This is a genomic window from Streptomyces sp. NPDC007872 (genome assembly GCF_042868165.1).
Classification (GTDB): domain Bacteria; phylum Actinomycetota; class Actinomycetes; order Streptomycetales; family Streptomycetaceae; genus Streptomyces.
The window spans coordinates 44773-58646 of sequence record NZ_JBIAEA010000011.1; the positions used below are offsets into that span (position 1 = coordinate 44773).

Here is a 13874-nt window from a genome sequence, read left to right on the forward strand (position 1 = left end):
GGGCCGGGCGCACGGGAGGCGGCATGGCGAAGCACGAGCACGTACGGGTGGCGGTGATCGGATCGGGATTCGGCGGCCTGGGGGCCGCCGTCCGGCTGCGCCGCGAGGGGATCACCGACTTCGTGGTCCTGGAGCGGGCCGACTCCGTGGGCGGCACCTGGCGCGACAACAGCTACCCCGGCTGCGCCTGCGACGTCCCCTCCCACCTCTACTCCTTCTCCTTCGCGCCCAACCCGGACTGGCCCCGCACCTTCTCCGGGCAGCGGCACATCCGCGCCTACCTGGAACACGTCACCGACACCTTCGGGATCCGGCCCCACCTGCGCCTGAACCACGAGGTGCTGCGGATGGAGTGGGACGCCGACGCCCTGAGGTGGGAGATCGAGACCTCTTCCGGCTCCTTCAGCGCCGAGGTCGTCGTCTCCGCCACCGGACCGCTCTCCGACCCCAAGATCCCCGACGTCCCGGGGCTCGACGGCTTCCCCGGCAAGGTCTTCCACTCGGCCCGCTGGGACCACGACTACGACCTCACCGGCAAGCGCGTCGCCATGATCGGCACCGGCGCCTCCGCCATCCAGATCGTGCCCGCGATCCAGCCGCAGGTCCGGAAGCTCACGCTCTTCCAGCGCACGCCCCCGTGGGTCATGCCCCGCATGGACCGGAACATCACCGGGGCCGAGCGCCGCCTGCACCGCGCCCTGCCCTTCACCGCGACCCTGCGCCGCGGCCTGCTCTGGGGCATCCGCGAGCTCCAGGTCGGCGCCTTCACCAAGCACCCCGGCGAGCTGGGCCTCGTCGAGAAGCTCGCCAAGGCCAACATCGCCCGGGCGGTCAAGGACCCGGCGCTGCGGGCCAAGCTGACCCCCTCGTACCGCATCGGCTGCAAGCGCATCCTGCTGTCGAACACGTACTACCCGGCGGTCGCGCGGCCCAACGTCGACGTCGTCGCCTCCGGTCTGCGCGAGGTCCGCGGCTCGACCCTGGTCGGCGCCGACGGGAGCGAGACCGAGGTCGACGCGATCGTCTTCGGCACCGGCTTCCACGTCACCGACATGCCGATCGCCGAGCGCGTCTTCGGGGCCGACGGGATCTCGCTCGCCGACGTCTGGAAGGACGGCATGGAGTCGCTGCGCGGCGCCACCGCCGCCGGCTTCCCCAACTGGATGACGATCATCGGCCCCAACACCGGCCTCGGGAACTCCTCGATGATCCTGATGATCGAGTCCCAGCTCACCTACCTGGCCGACTACCTGCGCCAGTTGAACGTCCTCGGCGGGCGCGCCGCCCTCGCCGTCCGCCCCTCCGCCGTCCACGCCTGGAACCGCAAGGTCCAGGCCCGCATGGAGCGGACCGTCTGGAAGGCGGGCGGCTGCGAGAGCTGGTACCTCGACGCCAACGGCCGCAACACCACCCTCTGGCCGGGCACCACCGGCGAGTTCCGGCGCGAGACCCGGCAGGTCGACCTCTCCGAGTACGAGGTGATCCGCGCGCCCCGCACGGCGTCCACCGCCACGTCCCGTCCCCCGCGCACGAAGGAGGCCGCCCAGTGAGCCGGCACCTGACCCCGATCCCCGGAGCCCGTGAACTCACCGTCACCTCCGCCGACGGCTCCCGCCTCCACGTCGAGGTGTACGGCCCCGAGGGCGCCCCCGCCGTCGTCCTGGCCCACGGCTGGACCTGCTCCATCGCCTTCTGGGCCGAGCAGATCCGGGCCCTCGCCGCCGACCACCGGATCATCGCCTACGACCAGCGCGGCCACGGCCGCTCCCCGGCCCCCGGCCCCGGCGGCTACTCGACGGCCGCGCTCGCCGACGACCTGGAGGCGGTGCTCTCCGCCACCCTCGCCACCGGCGAGCGGGCCGTCCTCGCCGGTCACTCCATGGGCGGCATGACGATCATGGCCGCCGCCGAGCGCCACGGCCTGCGCGACCACGCCGCCGCCGTCCTGCTCTGCTCCACCGGCCCCTCGCGGCTGACCGCCGAGTCCACCGTCGTACCGCTGGGCCCGAGCAGGCTGCGCACCCGGCTCACCGCCGCCGTCCTCGGCTCCAAGGCGCCCCTCGGGCCGGTCAACGCCGTCTCGAAGCGGATCCTCAAGTACGCCACCATGGGCCCCGGTTCGGCCCCCGAGAAGGTCGACGCCTGCGCCCGGATCGTGCACGCCTGCCCGCGCGTCCCGCGCCACGGCTGGTCGCAGGTCCTGGCCGGACTCGACCTCGAACGGGACGTGCGGGCGCTGCGGCTGCCGGTCGCCGTCCTCGTCGGCACCGCCGACCGGCTCACCCCGGCCGTCCACTCCCGCGCCCTCGCGGAGGCGCTGCCGCACTGCACGGGCTTCGTCGAGCTGCCCGGCATGGGCCACATGACCCCGGTGGAGGCCCCCGAGGCCGTCACCGCGCAGATCCGCGAACTGACCCTCACGTACCTGGGCGTGAAGGACACCGCGAACGTGCCGAACGTGAAGGAGGACGCATGAGCAGGGTGAGTCTCGAAGGGCAGGTCGCGGTCGTCACCGGAGGGGCCCGCGGCGTCGGCGAACTCCTCGCCCGCAAGCTCTCCGCGCGCGGTGCGAAGATCGCGCTCGTCGGCCTGGAGCCGGAGCAGCTCAAGGAGGTCGCCGGGCGCCTGCACACCGAGGCCGACTGGTGGCACGCCGACGTCACCGACCACGAGGCGATGGCCCGGGTCGCGGCCGAGGTGAAGGAGCGGTTCGGGAAGGTCGACATCGTCGTCGCCAACGCCGGCGTCGCCTCGGGCGGTCCGTTCGCCGACTCCGACCCGGTCGCCTGGCGCCGGGTCATCGAGGTCAACCTGATCGGCGGCGCCGTGACCGGCCGGGCGTTCCTGCCCGTCCTCATGGAGTCCCGCGGGTACTTCCTCCAGATCGCCTCGCTCGCCGCGATCACCCCGGCCCCGATGATGACGGCCTACTGCGCCTCCAAGTCGGGCGTGGAGGCCTTCGCGCACAGCCTGCGCGCCGAGGTCGCGTACAAGGGCGTGAAGGTCGGCGTCGGCTACCTCTCCTGGACCGACACGGACATGGTGCGGGGCGCCGACCAGGACGACGTCATGCGGGAGCTGCGCCAGCGGCTGCCGTGGCCGTCGAACCGCACGTATCCCCTCGGCCCCGCCGTCGACCGGATCGTCGCGGGCATCGAGCGGCGCGCGCCGCACGTCTACGCCCAGTGGTGGCTGCGCGGGATGCAGTCGATCCGCGGCTACCTGCCCGGGGTGATCGCGACCGTGGGGCAGCGCGAGATGAAGCGCTTCGAGCCGCGCCTCGGGTCGGTCTCCAAGGGGCTCGTGGGCGCGGGGGGCGCGGCCGACGAGCAGGAGCGGACGGAGCGGGTCTGAGCGGAGGTCCGGGGGCGGCTTCGGAGAAGGGCCGGCCCCGGGCCTCACTGTCCGTTACTGATCGAAATGCGTGGAATGTTCGCTCGTGCGAGGCTGATCGAGGCCGGGGACACGACGTCCCCCCACCTCGCTAGGAGTGAACTTCGATGGGTATGAAGGACCAGTTCAAGGGCAAGGCCGAGCAGCTCAAGAACCAGGCCAACGAGGCCATGGGCAAGGCCAAGGACGAGGCGTCCGAGCGCGCCTCCCAGGGTCGCGAGCGCTCCGCCGACGAGGCGCGCGACACCCGCCGTCAGGTGCAGGACCGCGCCGAGCAGGCCCGCAACCGCCAGGCCTGACCCGGCTGTTCCACGCGGAGGGCGCACCCGGCACGCCGGGTGCGCCCTCCCGCGCGTTCTCCCGTGCGGGCCGCTCCCGCCACGCGCGCGCGTGGTCCGGCGCGAAACCGCTCGTCCCGCGCCCCGGTTCTCCGTACGGTGGCGCCCATGGCCGCACTCGAACGACTCCGACCCGACCACGCCCCCGCCCTGCTCGCGTTCGAGCGGGAGAACCGGGCCTACTTCGCCGCGTCCGTGCCCGACCGGGGCGACGCGTACTTCACCGACTTCGACGCGCGGCACCGGGCGCTCCTCGACGAGCAGGAGACGGGGACGGTCCACCTCCACGTGCTCGTGGGGGAGGGCGGGGAGGTCCTCGGGCGGTTCAACCTGGTCGACGTCGCCGACGGCGGCGCCGAACTCGGCTACCGGGTCGCCGAACGGGCCGCCGGGCGCGGGACGGCGACGGCCGGGGTGCGGGAGCTGTGCCGGCTGGCCCGCGAGGAGTACGGGCTGAGCCGGCTGACCGCCGCCACGACCCTCGACAACGCGGCGTCGAGGACCGTGCTCGGCCGGATCGGGTTCGGCGCGGTCGGCAGCGTGGCACTGAACGGCCGGCCGGGCGCCTCGTACGAACTGGACCTGAGGTACGGGGCGGTGTGAGGGAGGTCAGCCCTCCGGCCGCGGCGGCAGCTTCGGGCGGGAGCGGTCCGGGAGGGACTCGTACGCCGGGGGGCTCGCCGCCGGGGTCTCCTCCAGGAGGGCGAGGGCGACGTGGACGGCGTCGTCGAGCTGGGCGTGGCGGCCCTCCGCCCAGTCCAGCGGGGTGCGCAGGACCGCGAGGTCGGGTTCGACGCCGTGGTTCTCCAGGGACCAGCCGTACTCGGGGAACCAGGCCGCGTTCATCGGCACCGTGATCTGCGTGCCGTCCCCGAGCCGGTGGCGGCCGGTCATGCCGACCACCCCGCCCCAGGTGCGCTGGCCCACGACCGGGCCGAGGCCGAGGAGCTTGAAGGCCGCGGTGATCATGTCGCCGTCGGAGGAGGTGGCCTCGTCGGCGAGGGCGACCACGGGGCCGCGCGGCGCGTTCGAGGCGTAACTGACCGGCTGGGCGTTGCGCGTGAGGTCCCAGCCGAGGATCCGCCGGGTCAGCTTCTCGATGACGAGCTCGCTGATGTTGCCGCCCGCGTTGCCGCGCACGTCCACGATGAGCGCCGGCCGGGAGACCTCCATCCGCAGGTCCCGGTTGAACTGCGCCCAGCCGGAGCCGCCCATGTCCGGGATGTGGAGGTAGCCGCAGCGCCCGCCGCTCAGTTCGCGGACCACGGTCCGGCGCTTGGCCACCCAGTCCTGGTAGCGCAGCGGGCGCTCGTCGACGAGCGGGACGACGGCGACGCGCCGGGCGCGCCCCTCGCCCTCGGCGGGGGTGAAGGTCAGCTCGACGGTGGTGCCGCCGGTGCCGGAGAGCAGCGGGTACGGCCCGGCGACCGGGTCCACGGGCCGCCCGTCGACGTGGGTGAGGACGGCGCCCTCGCGGATGCCCGTACCGGCCAGCGGGGAGCGGGCCTTGGAGTCGGAGGACTCACCGGGCAGGATCCGCTTCACCGTCCAACCGGCCTCGCGGAGCACGAGGTTGGCGCCGAGCAGGCCCATGGGCCGCTGGTAGTGCGGGGGTCCCTCGTTGCGGCGGGCCGGGGTGACGTACGCGTGCGAGGTGCCCAGCTCGCCCATCACCTCGCGCAGCAGGTCGGCGAACTCGTCGGGGGAGGAGACCCGTTCGACCAGCGGCCGGTACTGGTCCAGGACCGCCGTCCAGTCGACCCCGCCCATGCCGGGCTCCCAGAAGTAGGCGCGGACGATCCGCCCGGCCTCGTCGAAGGCCTGCCGCCACTCGGCGCCCGGGTCGACCTCGTGCAGGATGCGCCGCAGGTCCAGGTAGACGGTCGAGTCGCCGTCCCCGGCCTCGGTCGCGGGCACCGCCCGCAGCTCGCCCTCGTCCGCGACGACGAGCCGGGTGCCGTCGCCGCTGACCGCGAACCAGTCCAGGTCGGAGGCGAGTTCGCTCTTGCGGGCCTTGGTGATGGAGAAGTGCTCCAGGGTGGGGCGGCCCGAGGTGTCGGCCGGGTTGGCGAAGGTCTCGCCGAGCGCGCCCGAGATGGGCCAGCGCAGCCAGACCAGGCCGCCGCCGCTGACCGGATGCAGCCCGGAGTACTTGGAGGCGGCCACCGGGAAGGGCGTGACCCGCTCGGCGAGGCCCTCGGTCTCCACCGTCACCGTGCCCTCCGTCGGCGCGGTGTCCTCGTCGGCCGGGTCCAGGCCGCCGGCCGCCGGACGCCCGTCCGGGAGCAGCGCGAAGGGGGACGGGGTCGCGGAGGAGAGCGGTACGAGGTAGGGGCGGCAGCCCAGCGGGAACGACAGGTCGCCGGTGTGCACGTCGTACACCGGGTCGAAGCCGCGCCAGGAGAGGAAGGCGAGGTAGCGCCCGTCCCGGGTGAAGACCGGGTTCTCGTCCTCGAAGCGCCCGTTGGTGACGTCCACGACCGTGCGGGCGCCGGGGCCCGAGATCCGGGCCATCCTGATCGAGCGCAGGGAGCGGCCGATGCCGGGGTGGGACCAGGTCAGCCAGTCGCCGTCGGGGGAGAAGGCGAGGTCGCGGACGGGCCCGTTGACGGACCTGATCAGCTCGGTGACCTCGCCGTTGGACTCCTCGGTCGCGTCGAGCAGGAGCAGCCGGCCGTCGTGGGAGGCGAGGGCGAGCCGCTCGCCGTCCGGGTCGGAGACCAGCTCCTCGACCCGCCCGAGGCCCCCGGAGGCGAGCCGGCGCGGCGGCCGGTCGCCGCTGGCGCGCGGCAGGTGGGCGACCTCGACGGCGTCCTCGCCGTCGGCGTCGGTCACGTACGCGACCTGGCCGCCGCTGCCGAGCATCTCGGGCAGCCGGACCCGGACGCCGGGGGAGTCGATGATCGTGCGGGCCGGGCCGTCGCGGTGCGTCAGCCAGTACAGGCTGCCCCGGACGGAGACGGCGCTGGCCCGGCCGGTCTCGTCGACGGAGAGGGAGTCGATGTGGTGGGCGGCGGGCACCTGGTAGCTCCGCCGGCCGACGCGCTGGCCGCCGAGCCGCACCTCCAGGCGGCGGGGGCGGGAGTCGGGCGTGAGGTCGTCGACCACCCACAGCTCGCCCGCGCACTGGTAGACGACCCGCCGCCCGTCGCTGGAGGCGTGCCGGGCGTAGAAGTCGTCGTGGTCGGTGTGCCGGCGCAGGTCGGTGCCGTCGGGCCGGCAGGAGTACAGGTTGCCGATGCCCTCGTGGTCGGAGAGGAACGCGATCCGGCCCCCCACGGCCATCGGGCAGTCCAGGTGCCCGCCGAGGTCGGCCAGCAGCCGCCTGCCGTGCAGCCAGAGGCGGCCGGTGGCGCCGCCCAGGTACCGCTTCCAGGCGGCGGGCTCGTGCGGGGGCTTCCCGGTCAGGAGCAGCGTGCACCGCTCGGCCTCGTTGCCGGGGGCGACGAGCTCCTCGGTGACCGCGATGTCGGAGACCGGGCCCCAGGGCAGCCGGCGGCCCGGGGTGCCGTCGGTGGGGACGGTGTAGGCCCAGGAGTAGTACGAGAAGGGCTGCCCGTGCGAGGAGACGGCGAGGATGTCGGAGCGGCCGTCCTTGTCGGGGGGCGTCCAGCCGCAGACCCGGGTGTCGGTGGACCCCCAGTGGGTGAGCCGCCGGGCGGCCCCGCCGTCGACCGGGACGAGGTGGATCTCGGGGTCCAGGCTGCGCCAGTTCGTGTACGCGATGTGGCGTCCGTCCGGCGAGAAGCGCGGGTGCCCGACCCGGGTCCGGTCGACGGTGAGCCGCCAGGCCCGGCCGGGGCGCTGCCCCTCGGCCGGGAGCGGGGCGACCCAGAGGTCGTCCTCGGCGACGAAGCACAGCAGGTCGTCGTGGAGGTGCGGAAAACGGAGATACGCGACGTCGTCACTCACCACCCCATGCTTTCGGGGTGGCGGGGGCGTGGCAACTCGTACGTGTATGCGGGCGTCTTCGGGTATGCGGGCCAAGGCGGGGGCCGGATGTGGTTCAGAACACGTACGAAACGGTTTCGTTTCGCTGGGGGCGGGGGTACCTTCGTACAGTACGAAACCGTTTCGTTCGCACTCCGTCGACGCACCGGGCAGGAGACACGGCATGGCACGCAGCAGACTCACTCCCGAGCGGGAGTCCGAGCTGTACGCGGCCGTGCTCGACCTCCTGCGCGAGGTCGGCTACGACGCCCTCACCATGGACGCCGTCGCCGCCCGCACCCACTCCAGCAAGGCCACCCTCTACCGCCAGTGGGGGAGCAAGCCCGAGCTGGTCGCCCGGGCGCTGCGCGCCAACAAGCCGGCCGACCTCTCCGAGATCGACACCGGCTCCCTGCGCGGCGACTTCCGGATCATGCTCGAACGGACCGACGACTGCCAGATGGAGAAGGACTCCGCGCTGATGCGGGGTCTGGCCCATGCCGTCCACGACAACCCCGACCTGCACCGGGCGCTGCGCGAGCTGCTCATCGAACCCGAGATGAACGGCTTCCAGGAGGTGCTGCGCCGAGCGGTCCGCAGGGGCGAGGTCGACGCCGACAACCCGGCGCTGAAGCTCGTCCCGCACATGCTGATCGGCGCGTTCGTCGCCCGCCCGCTGATCGAGGATCAGCCGGTCGACCACGCGTTCCTCAGCGCCTACGTCGACGCCGTCGTGCTCCCCTCACTCGGCGTCTGAGCCCCACGGGACCCACGGGTCCCGCCGCAGGACCCGCACCACCCCTCTCCACCTGACGTCGCGCCGCTCACGCCGTCGGGCCGGCTCCCCATGCCCTTGTCCCTCAACACCGGGAGTACGCCCCCGTGGCCACGTTCCTGTACAAGCTGGGTCGTTCCGCCTTCCGGCGCCGACGGCTCGTCGCCCTCCTCTGGGTGGCGCTCCTCGCGCTCGCCGGCGTCGGCGCCGCGACCGCGCCCACCGCCACCTCCAGCTCCTTCTCGATCCCCGGCACCGAGGCCCAGCGCGCCTTCGACCTGCTCGAAGAGCGCTTCCCGGGCGCCGGAGCCGACGGGGCCACCGCCCGCGTCGTCTTTAAGGCCCCCGAGGGCCAGAAGGTGACCGACGCGGCGCACAAGGCCGTCGTCGAGGAGACCGTCGCCGCGCTGAAGTCCGGCTCGGACCAGATCGTCTCGGTCGCCGACCCGTACACCGCGCGGGCCGTCTCCCAGGACGGCTCCACCGCCTACGTCTCCGTCGCGTACAAGGTCAACGCCATGGAGCTGACCGACGGGACGCGCGAGGCCCTGAAGCAGGCCGGACACGAGGCGCAGGGCAAGGGCCTGACGGTCGAGGTCGGCGGCGACGCCCTCCAGACCATGCCCGAGACCGGCGCGGGCGAGATCGTCGGCGTGGTCATCGCCGGCTTCGTCCTCGTCGTCACCTTCGGCTCGCTCGTCGCCGCCGGACTCCCGCTGCTCACCGCGATCATCGGCGTCGGCATCGGCGTCTCCTCGATCACGGCGCTCGCGAACGTCCTCGACCTCGGCTCCACCACCTCCACCCTCGCGATGATGATCGGCCTCGCGGTCGGCATCGACTACGCCCTCTTCATCGTCTCCCGCTACCGCGCGGAGCTGGCCGAGGGCCGGAGCAAGGAGGAGGCCGCGGGCCGCGCGACCGGCACGGCCGGCTCCGCCGTCGTCTTCGCCGGACTCACCGTCGTCATCGCCCTCGTCGGCCTGGCCGTCGTCAACATCCCGATGCTGACGAAGATGGGCTTCGCCGCCGCCGGCACGGTCGTCATCGCCGTCCTCATCGCGCTCACCCTGATCCCGGCCCTGCTCGGCTTCGCCGGCGACAAGGTCGTGGGCCGCAAGCAGCGCAAGGGCGAGGCGTCCGGGGACGCCAAGGAGAAGAAGCCCAACGGCGGCACCCGCTGGGCCCGGTTCGTCATCCGCCGTCCCGTGCTCGTGCTCCTCGTCGGCGTCCTCGGCCTCGGCGCGATCGCGGTCCCCGCCGCCTCCCTGGAGATGGGCCTGCCGGACGACGGCGTCAAGCCGGTCTCCACCACCGAGCGCCGGGCGTACGACATGCTGTCCGACGGCTTCGGCCCCGGCTTCAACGGCCCGCTGCTCGTCGTCGTCGACGGCGACAAGGCCACCGCCGACAAGACGGTCTCCACGATCAAGAAGCTCGAAGGCTGGGCCGCCGTCACCCCGGCGACCCCGAACAAGGCCGGTGACGCCGCGATGATCACGGTGGTACCGAAGGACCGCCCGTCCTCCGTCGCCACCGAGGACCTCGTCCACGACATCCGGAACGCCACCGGCGACGACGTCCTCGTCACCGGCGCCACCGCGATGAACATCGACTTCTCGCAGAAGATGAACGACGCCCTGGTGCCGTACCTGGCCCTCGTCGTCGGCCTCGCCTTCCTGCTCCTGACCCTGGTCTTCCGCTCGGTCCTCGTCCCCCTGAAGGCGGCCCTCGGCTTCCTGCTCTCGGTGGTCGCGGCCCTCGGCGCGGTCGTCGCGGTCTTCCAGTGGGGCTGGCTCGACGGCCTCTTCGGGGTCGAGCAGACCGGCCCGATCATGTCGATGATGCCGATCTTCATGGTGGGCGTCGTCTTCGGCCTCGCGATGGACTACGAGGTGTTCCTCGTCACCCGGATGCGCGAGGCGTACGTGCACGGCGAGCGCCCCGGCGAGGCGATCGTGACCGGCTTCCGGCACAGCGCCCGGGTGGTCACCGCCGCCGCAGTGATCATGATCGCGGTCTTCTCCGGCTTCATCGGGATGACCGACCAGATGATCAAGATGATCGGCTTCGGCCTGGCCGTCGCGGTCCTCTTCGACGCCTTCGTGGTCCGCATGGCGATCGTCCCGGCCGTCCTCGCGCTGCTCGGCCACAAGGCCTGGTGGCTGCCGAAGTGGCTGGACCGGGCCCTGCCCAACGTGGACGTGGAGGGCGAGGGGCTCGCCCGTCACGTCGAGGAGACCTCCGCGGAGGGGAAGCCGGACCTCGTGAAGGCCTGACGTTTCCGGGCGTACGCCCGGTGCCTTCGGCCTGTACGCCCGACGCCGTCGGCGCGCCGTCTCAGCGGCGCGCCGACGGCGTCCGCGCGTCCGGGGCGGCGGAGGCGGCGGGGCTTCCCGCGTGACCCGAGGAGTACGTGTGGCGCAGGAAGCGCACCAGGGCGGCGGTGTCGAACTGGACGACCTCCACCCCCTCCTCCGTGTGGAACTCGACCACTGTCTGCACCCGGCCGCAGGGCCAGACGCCGATGTCGCCGCGCCGGGTCGGGTTCCGCAGGCCCTTCTCCAGGAGGGCGCGCGGGAAGGACCACTCGACGGCGCCGGGGAAGACGAAGCGGACGGTCGCGGGGGAGTAGCCGGGGTCGTAGCGCAGGGCCACCGGGACGGGTCGGGAGAGGGGGGCGTCGCTGATGATCCGACCCTTGGCACGGTCGTCGACGGCGGGGACGGGTGCGGTGGCCATCGGTGGCTCCTGACTTTTTGTCCTCTTATAAGCCAATGTGGCACTTCTTCCCCGTGATCGCACGGCTCATGCCGGGAAAGCCGCGGCCATGATGTGACCCGTGCGCTCTTGCAACTCCTTCGCAGGAGCGCCCATCATTCCGACGTGCACGTACCTGACGGATTCATCAACGCCCCCGTATCGGCCGCTGCCGGTGTCGTCGCCGCCGGCGCCGTCGCCGTCAGCCTGCGCGGAGCCCGCCGCGAACTGGACGAGCGCACGGCGCCGCTCGCCGGCCTCGTCGCGGCCTTCATCTTCGCCGTCCAGATGCTGAACTTCCCGGTCGCCGCCGGGACCAGCGGACACCTCCTCGGCGGCGCGCTCGCCGCGATACTCGTCGGCCCCTGGACCGGCGTCCTCTGCATCGCGGTCGTCCTGCTCATGCAGGGCATCCTCTTCGCGGACGGCGGCCTCACCGCCCTCGGCGTGAACATCACCGTCATGGGCGTCGTCACCGTCGTCGTGGCCTACGCGCTCGTCCGGGGCCTCGTCCTGGTCCTGCCGCGCACCCGCCGCTCGGTGACCGTCGCCTCCTTCGCCGCCGCGCTCGTCTCCGTACCGGCCGCGGCCGTCGCCTTCACGCTGATCTACGCGATCGGCGGCACCACCGACGTCCCCGTCGGCAAGGTCCTCACGGCCATGGTCGGCGTCCACGTCCTCATCGGCGTCGGCGAGGCCGTCATCACCATGCTGACCGTCGGCGCGGTCGTCGCCGTCCGCCCCGACCTGGTGTACGGCGCGCGCGGCCTGACCGCCCCGCTCAAGCTCCGGGTGGACGGCGAGCTGGTCGACGCCGAGCCCGCGACCGCCCCCGTCCCGGTCTCCTCCGGCTCCCCGAAGAAGCTGTGGACCGCCGGCGTCGTCACCGCCCTCGTCCTCGCCGGCTTCGTCTCCTTCTACGCCTCCGCCAGCCCCGACGGCCTGGAGAAGGTCGCCGCCGACAAGGGCATCGACGCCAAGGCCGACCAGTACGAGCACGCCACCGCCGACTCCCCGCTCGCCGACTACGGCGTCAGGGACATCACCGACGCGCGCCTCTCCGGCGGTCTGGCCGGCGTCATCGGCGTGGGCGCGACCCTGGCCGTCGGCACCGGAGCCTTCTGGGTCGTGCGCCGCCGCCGCACCGCCGTACCGGAAAGCGTCTGACATGGGTGCGGGCCACGCCCACAAGCTCTACCGGCACGGACACTCGCCGGTCCACGGGCTGCCCCCGCACACCAAGCTCGTCGCCGTCCTCGGCTTCGTCGTGGTGGTCGTCTCGACGCCCCGCGAGGCCGTCTGGACCTTCGCCGCGTACGCCGCGCTCCTCGCGGTCGTGGCGGCGAAGGCCCGGGTGCCGGCCGGCTTCCTGTGCAAGCGGCTGCTCGTCGAGGTGCCGTTCGTCGCGTTCGCGCTGCTCATGCCGTTCGTCGTGCCCGGCGAGCAGACGGAGGTGCTCGGGATCTCCCTGAGCGTCCCCGGCCTGTGGGGCGCCTGGAACGTCCTCGCCAAGGGCACCCTCGGCGTCGCCGCCTCCGTGCTCCTGGCCGCCACCACCGAGCTGCGCTCCCTGCTCCTCGGCCTCCAGCGCCTGAAGCTGCCGCCGCTGCTCGTCCAGATCGCCTCCTTCATGATCCGGTACGGCGACGTCATCACCGACGAGATGCGCCGCATGTCCGTCGCCCGCCGCTCGCGCGGCTTCGAGGCGCGGGGCGTGCGCCACTGGGGCGTCCTCGCCAAGTCCGCGGGCGCGCTCTTCATCCGCTCGTACGAGCGCGGGGAACGGGTCCACCTGGCCATGGTCAGCCGCGGCTACACCGGCACCATCCCGGTCCTCGACGAGGTGACCGCCACCCGCGCCCAGTGGACGCGCGCCGCGGCGCTGCCGCTGACCGCCCTCCTGATCTGCCTCCTGGGATGGACCTTCCGATGACCCCTCCGCCCTCCCTCGACGTCCGCGGCCTCGCGTACGCCTACCCCGACGGCCACCAGGCCCTCTTCGGGGTGAACCTGACCGTCGGGCGCGGCGAGCGGGTCGCCCTGCTCGGCCCCAACGGCGCCGGCAAGACCACCCTCGTCCTCCACCTCAACGGCATCCTCACCGGCGGCGCGGGCACCGTCACCGTCGCCGGGCTCCCGGTCGGCAGGAAGCACATGGCCGAGGTCCGCCGCAAGGTCGGCATCGTCTTCCAGGACCCCGACGACCAGCTCTTCATGCCGACCGTCCGCGAGGACGTGGCCTTCGGCCCGGCCGCCGCCGGACTGCGCGGCGCCGAGCTCGACGCCGTGGTGCGCCGGGCCCTGGAGCGGGTCGGGATGGCCGAGTACGCCGACCGGCCGCCGCACCACCTCTCCTTCGGGCAGCGCCGCCGGGTCGCCGTGGCGACCGTCCTGGCCATGGAGCCGGAGATCCTCGTCCTCGACGAGCCGTCCTCCAACCTGGACCCGGCCTCGCGCCGCGAGCTCGCGGACGTCCTGCGCTCCCTGGACGTCACCGTCCTCATGGTCACCCACGACCTGCCGTACGCCCTGGAGCTCTGCCCGCGCGCGGTGGTGCTCAGCGAGGGCGTCATCGCCGCCGACGGGCGGACCGGCGAACTCCTCGCGGACGAGGAGCTGATGGCCCGGCACCGCCTGGAGCTGCCGTTCGGCTTCGTCCCGCAGTCGGTGGCCTGAGC

General features: G+C 73.2%; 12 protein-coding genes. 10 read left to right on the plus strand and 2 right to left on the minus strand.

Going from position 1 to position 13874, the window contains the following annotated elements; all coding sequences use genetic code 11:
- The first annotated feature begins 23 nt into the window (after positions 1-23).
- The 5 genes from ACFYNX_RS30325 (at position 24) to ACFYNX_RS30345 (ending at position 4334) form a co-directional block, all read left to right on the plus strand.
- Positions 24-1550 carry a flavin-containing monooxygenase gene (locus ACFYNX_RS30325; protein ID WP_388665955.1) on the plus strand — a complete coding sequence of 509 codons (1527 nt, stop codon included), beginning with the start codon at positions 24-26 and terminating at the stop codon, positions 1548-1550.
- The gene (locus ACFYNX_RS30330; RefSeq protein ID WP_388665958.1) at positions 1547-2476 is read left to right on the plus strand and encodes an alpha/beta fold hydrolase; all 930 of its coding nucleotides are present in this window, start codon (positions 1547-1549) and stop codon (positions 2474-2476) included. The genes ACFYNX_RS30325 and ACFYNX_RS30330 overlap by 4 nt, the downstream gene beginning before the upstream one ends.
- The gene (locus tag ACFYNX_RS30335; protein ID WP_388665961.1) at positions 2473-3354 is read left to right on the plus strand and encodes an SDR family oxidoreductase; all 882 of its coding nucleotides are present in this window, start codon (positions 2473-2475) and stop codon (positions 3352-3354) included. The genes ACFYNX_RS30330 and ACFYNX_RS30335 overlap by 4 nt, the downstream gene beginning before the upstream one ends.
- Positions 3355-3500: 146 nt before the next feature.
- Positions 3501-3692: a hypothetical protein gene (locus tag ACFYNX_RS30340; RefSeq protein WP_365545125.1), complete on the plus strand. Its 192-nt coding sequence runs from the start codon at positions 3501-3503 to the stop codon at positions 3690-3692.
- Between the two features lie 147 nt (positions 3693-3839).
- The gene (locus ACFYNX_RS30345; protein WP_365545122.1) at positions 3840-4334 is read left to right on the plus strand and encodes a GNAT family N-acetyltransferase; all 495 of its coding nucleotides are present in this window, start codon (positions 3840-3842) and stop codon (positions 4332-4334) included.
- Positions 4335-4340: 6 nt separating this feature from the next.
- Here ACFYNX_RS30345 and ACFYNX_RS30350 read toward each other — a convergent pair whose 3' ends face one another.
- Positions 4341-7643, minus strand: coding sequence for a S41 family peptidase (locus ACFYNX_RS30350; protein WP_388665965.1), 3303 nt, complete (start codon positions 7641-7643; stop codon positions 4341-4343).
- A 202-nt stretch (positions 7644-7845) separates the two neighbouring features.
- Between ACFYNX_RS30350 and ACFYNX_RS30355 the strand changes: the two genes are divergently transcribed.
- Positions 7846-8418, plus strand: coding sequence for a TetR/AcrR family transcriptional regulator (locus ACFYNX_RS30355; RefSeq protein ID WP_365545116.1), 573 nt, complete (start codon positions 7846-7848; stop codon positions 8416-8418).
- A gap of 125 nt (positions 8419-8543) precedes the next feature.
- On the plus strand, positions 8544-10715 hold the full coding sequence (locus ACFYNX_RS30360; RefSeq protein WP_388665969.1) for an MMPL family transporter: 2172 nt from the start codon (positions 8544-8546) through the stop codon (positions 10713-10715).
- 61 nt (positions 10716-10776) lie between these two features.
- Here the strand turns inward: ACFYNX_RS30360 and ACFYNX_RS30365 are convergent, their stop codons facing one another.
- Entirely contained in the window at positions 10777-11178 is a 402-nt protein-coding gene (locus tag ACFYNX_RS30365; protein ID WP_365545111.1) for an SsgA family sporulation/cell division regulator, read from the minus strand.
- A gap of 144 nt (positions 11179-11322) precedes the next feature.
- Between ACFYNX_RS30365 and ACFYNX_RS30370 the strand changes: the two genes are divergently transcribed.
- From ACFYNX_RS30370 to ACFYNX_RS30380, 3 genes are read left to right on the plus strand one after another with little or no spacing between them, the layout of a single operon-like run.
- Entirely contained in the window at positions 11323-12363 is a 1041-nt protein-coding gene (locus ACFYNX_RS30370; RefSeq protein WP_388665972.1) for an energy-coupling factor ABC transporter permease, read from the plus strand.
- 1 nt (position 12364) lies between these two features.
- Positions 12365-13129, plus strand: a complete 765-nt coding sequence (gene cbiQ, locus ACFYNX_RS30375) for a cobalt ECF transporter T component CbiQ (RefSeq protein WP_388665975.1) — start codon at positions 12365-12367, stop codon at positions 13127-13129.
- A complete protein-coding gene (locus tag ACFYNX_RS30380; RefSeq protein ID WP_125660028.1) occupies positions 13126-13872 on the plus strand; it encodes an energy-coupling factor ABC transporter ATP-binding protein in 747 nt (248 codons plus the stop codon). The genes cbiQ and ACFYNX_RS30380 overlap by 4 nt, the downstream gene beginning before the upstream one ends.
- Positions 13873-13874: the final 2 nt, after the last annotated feature.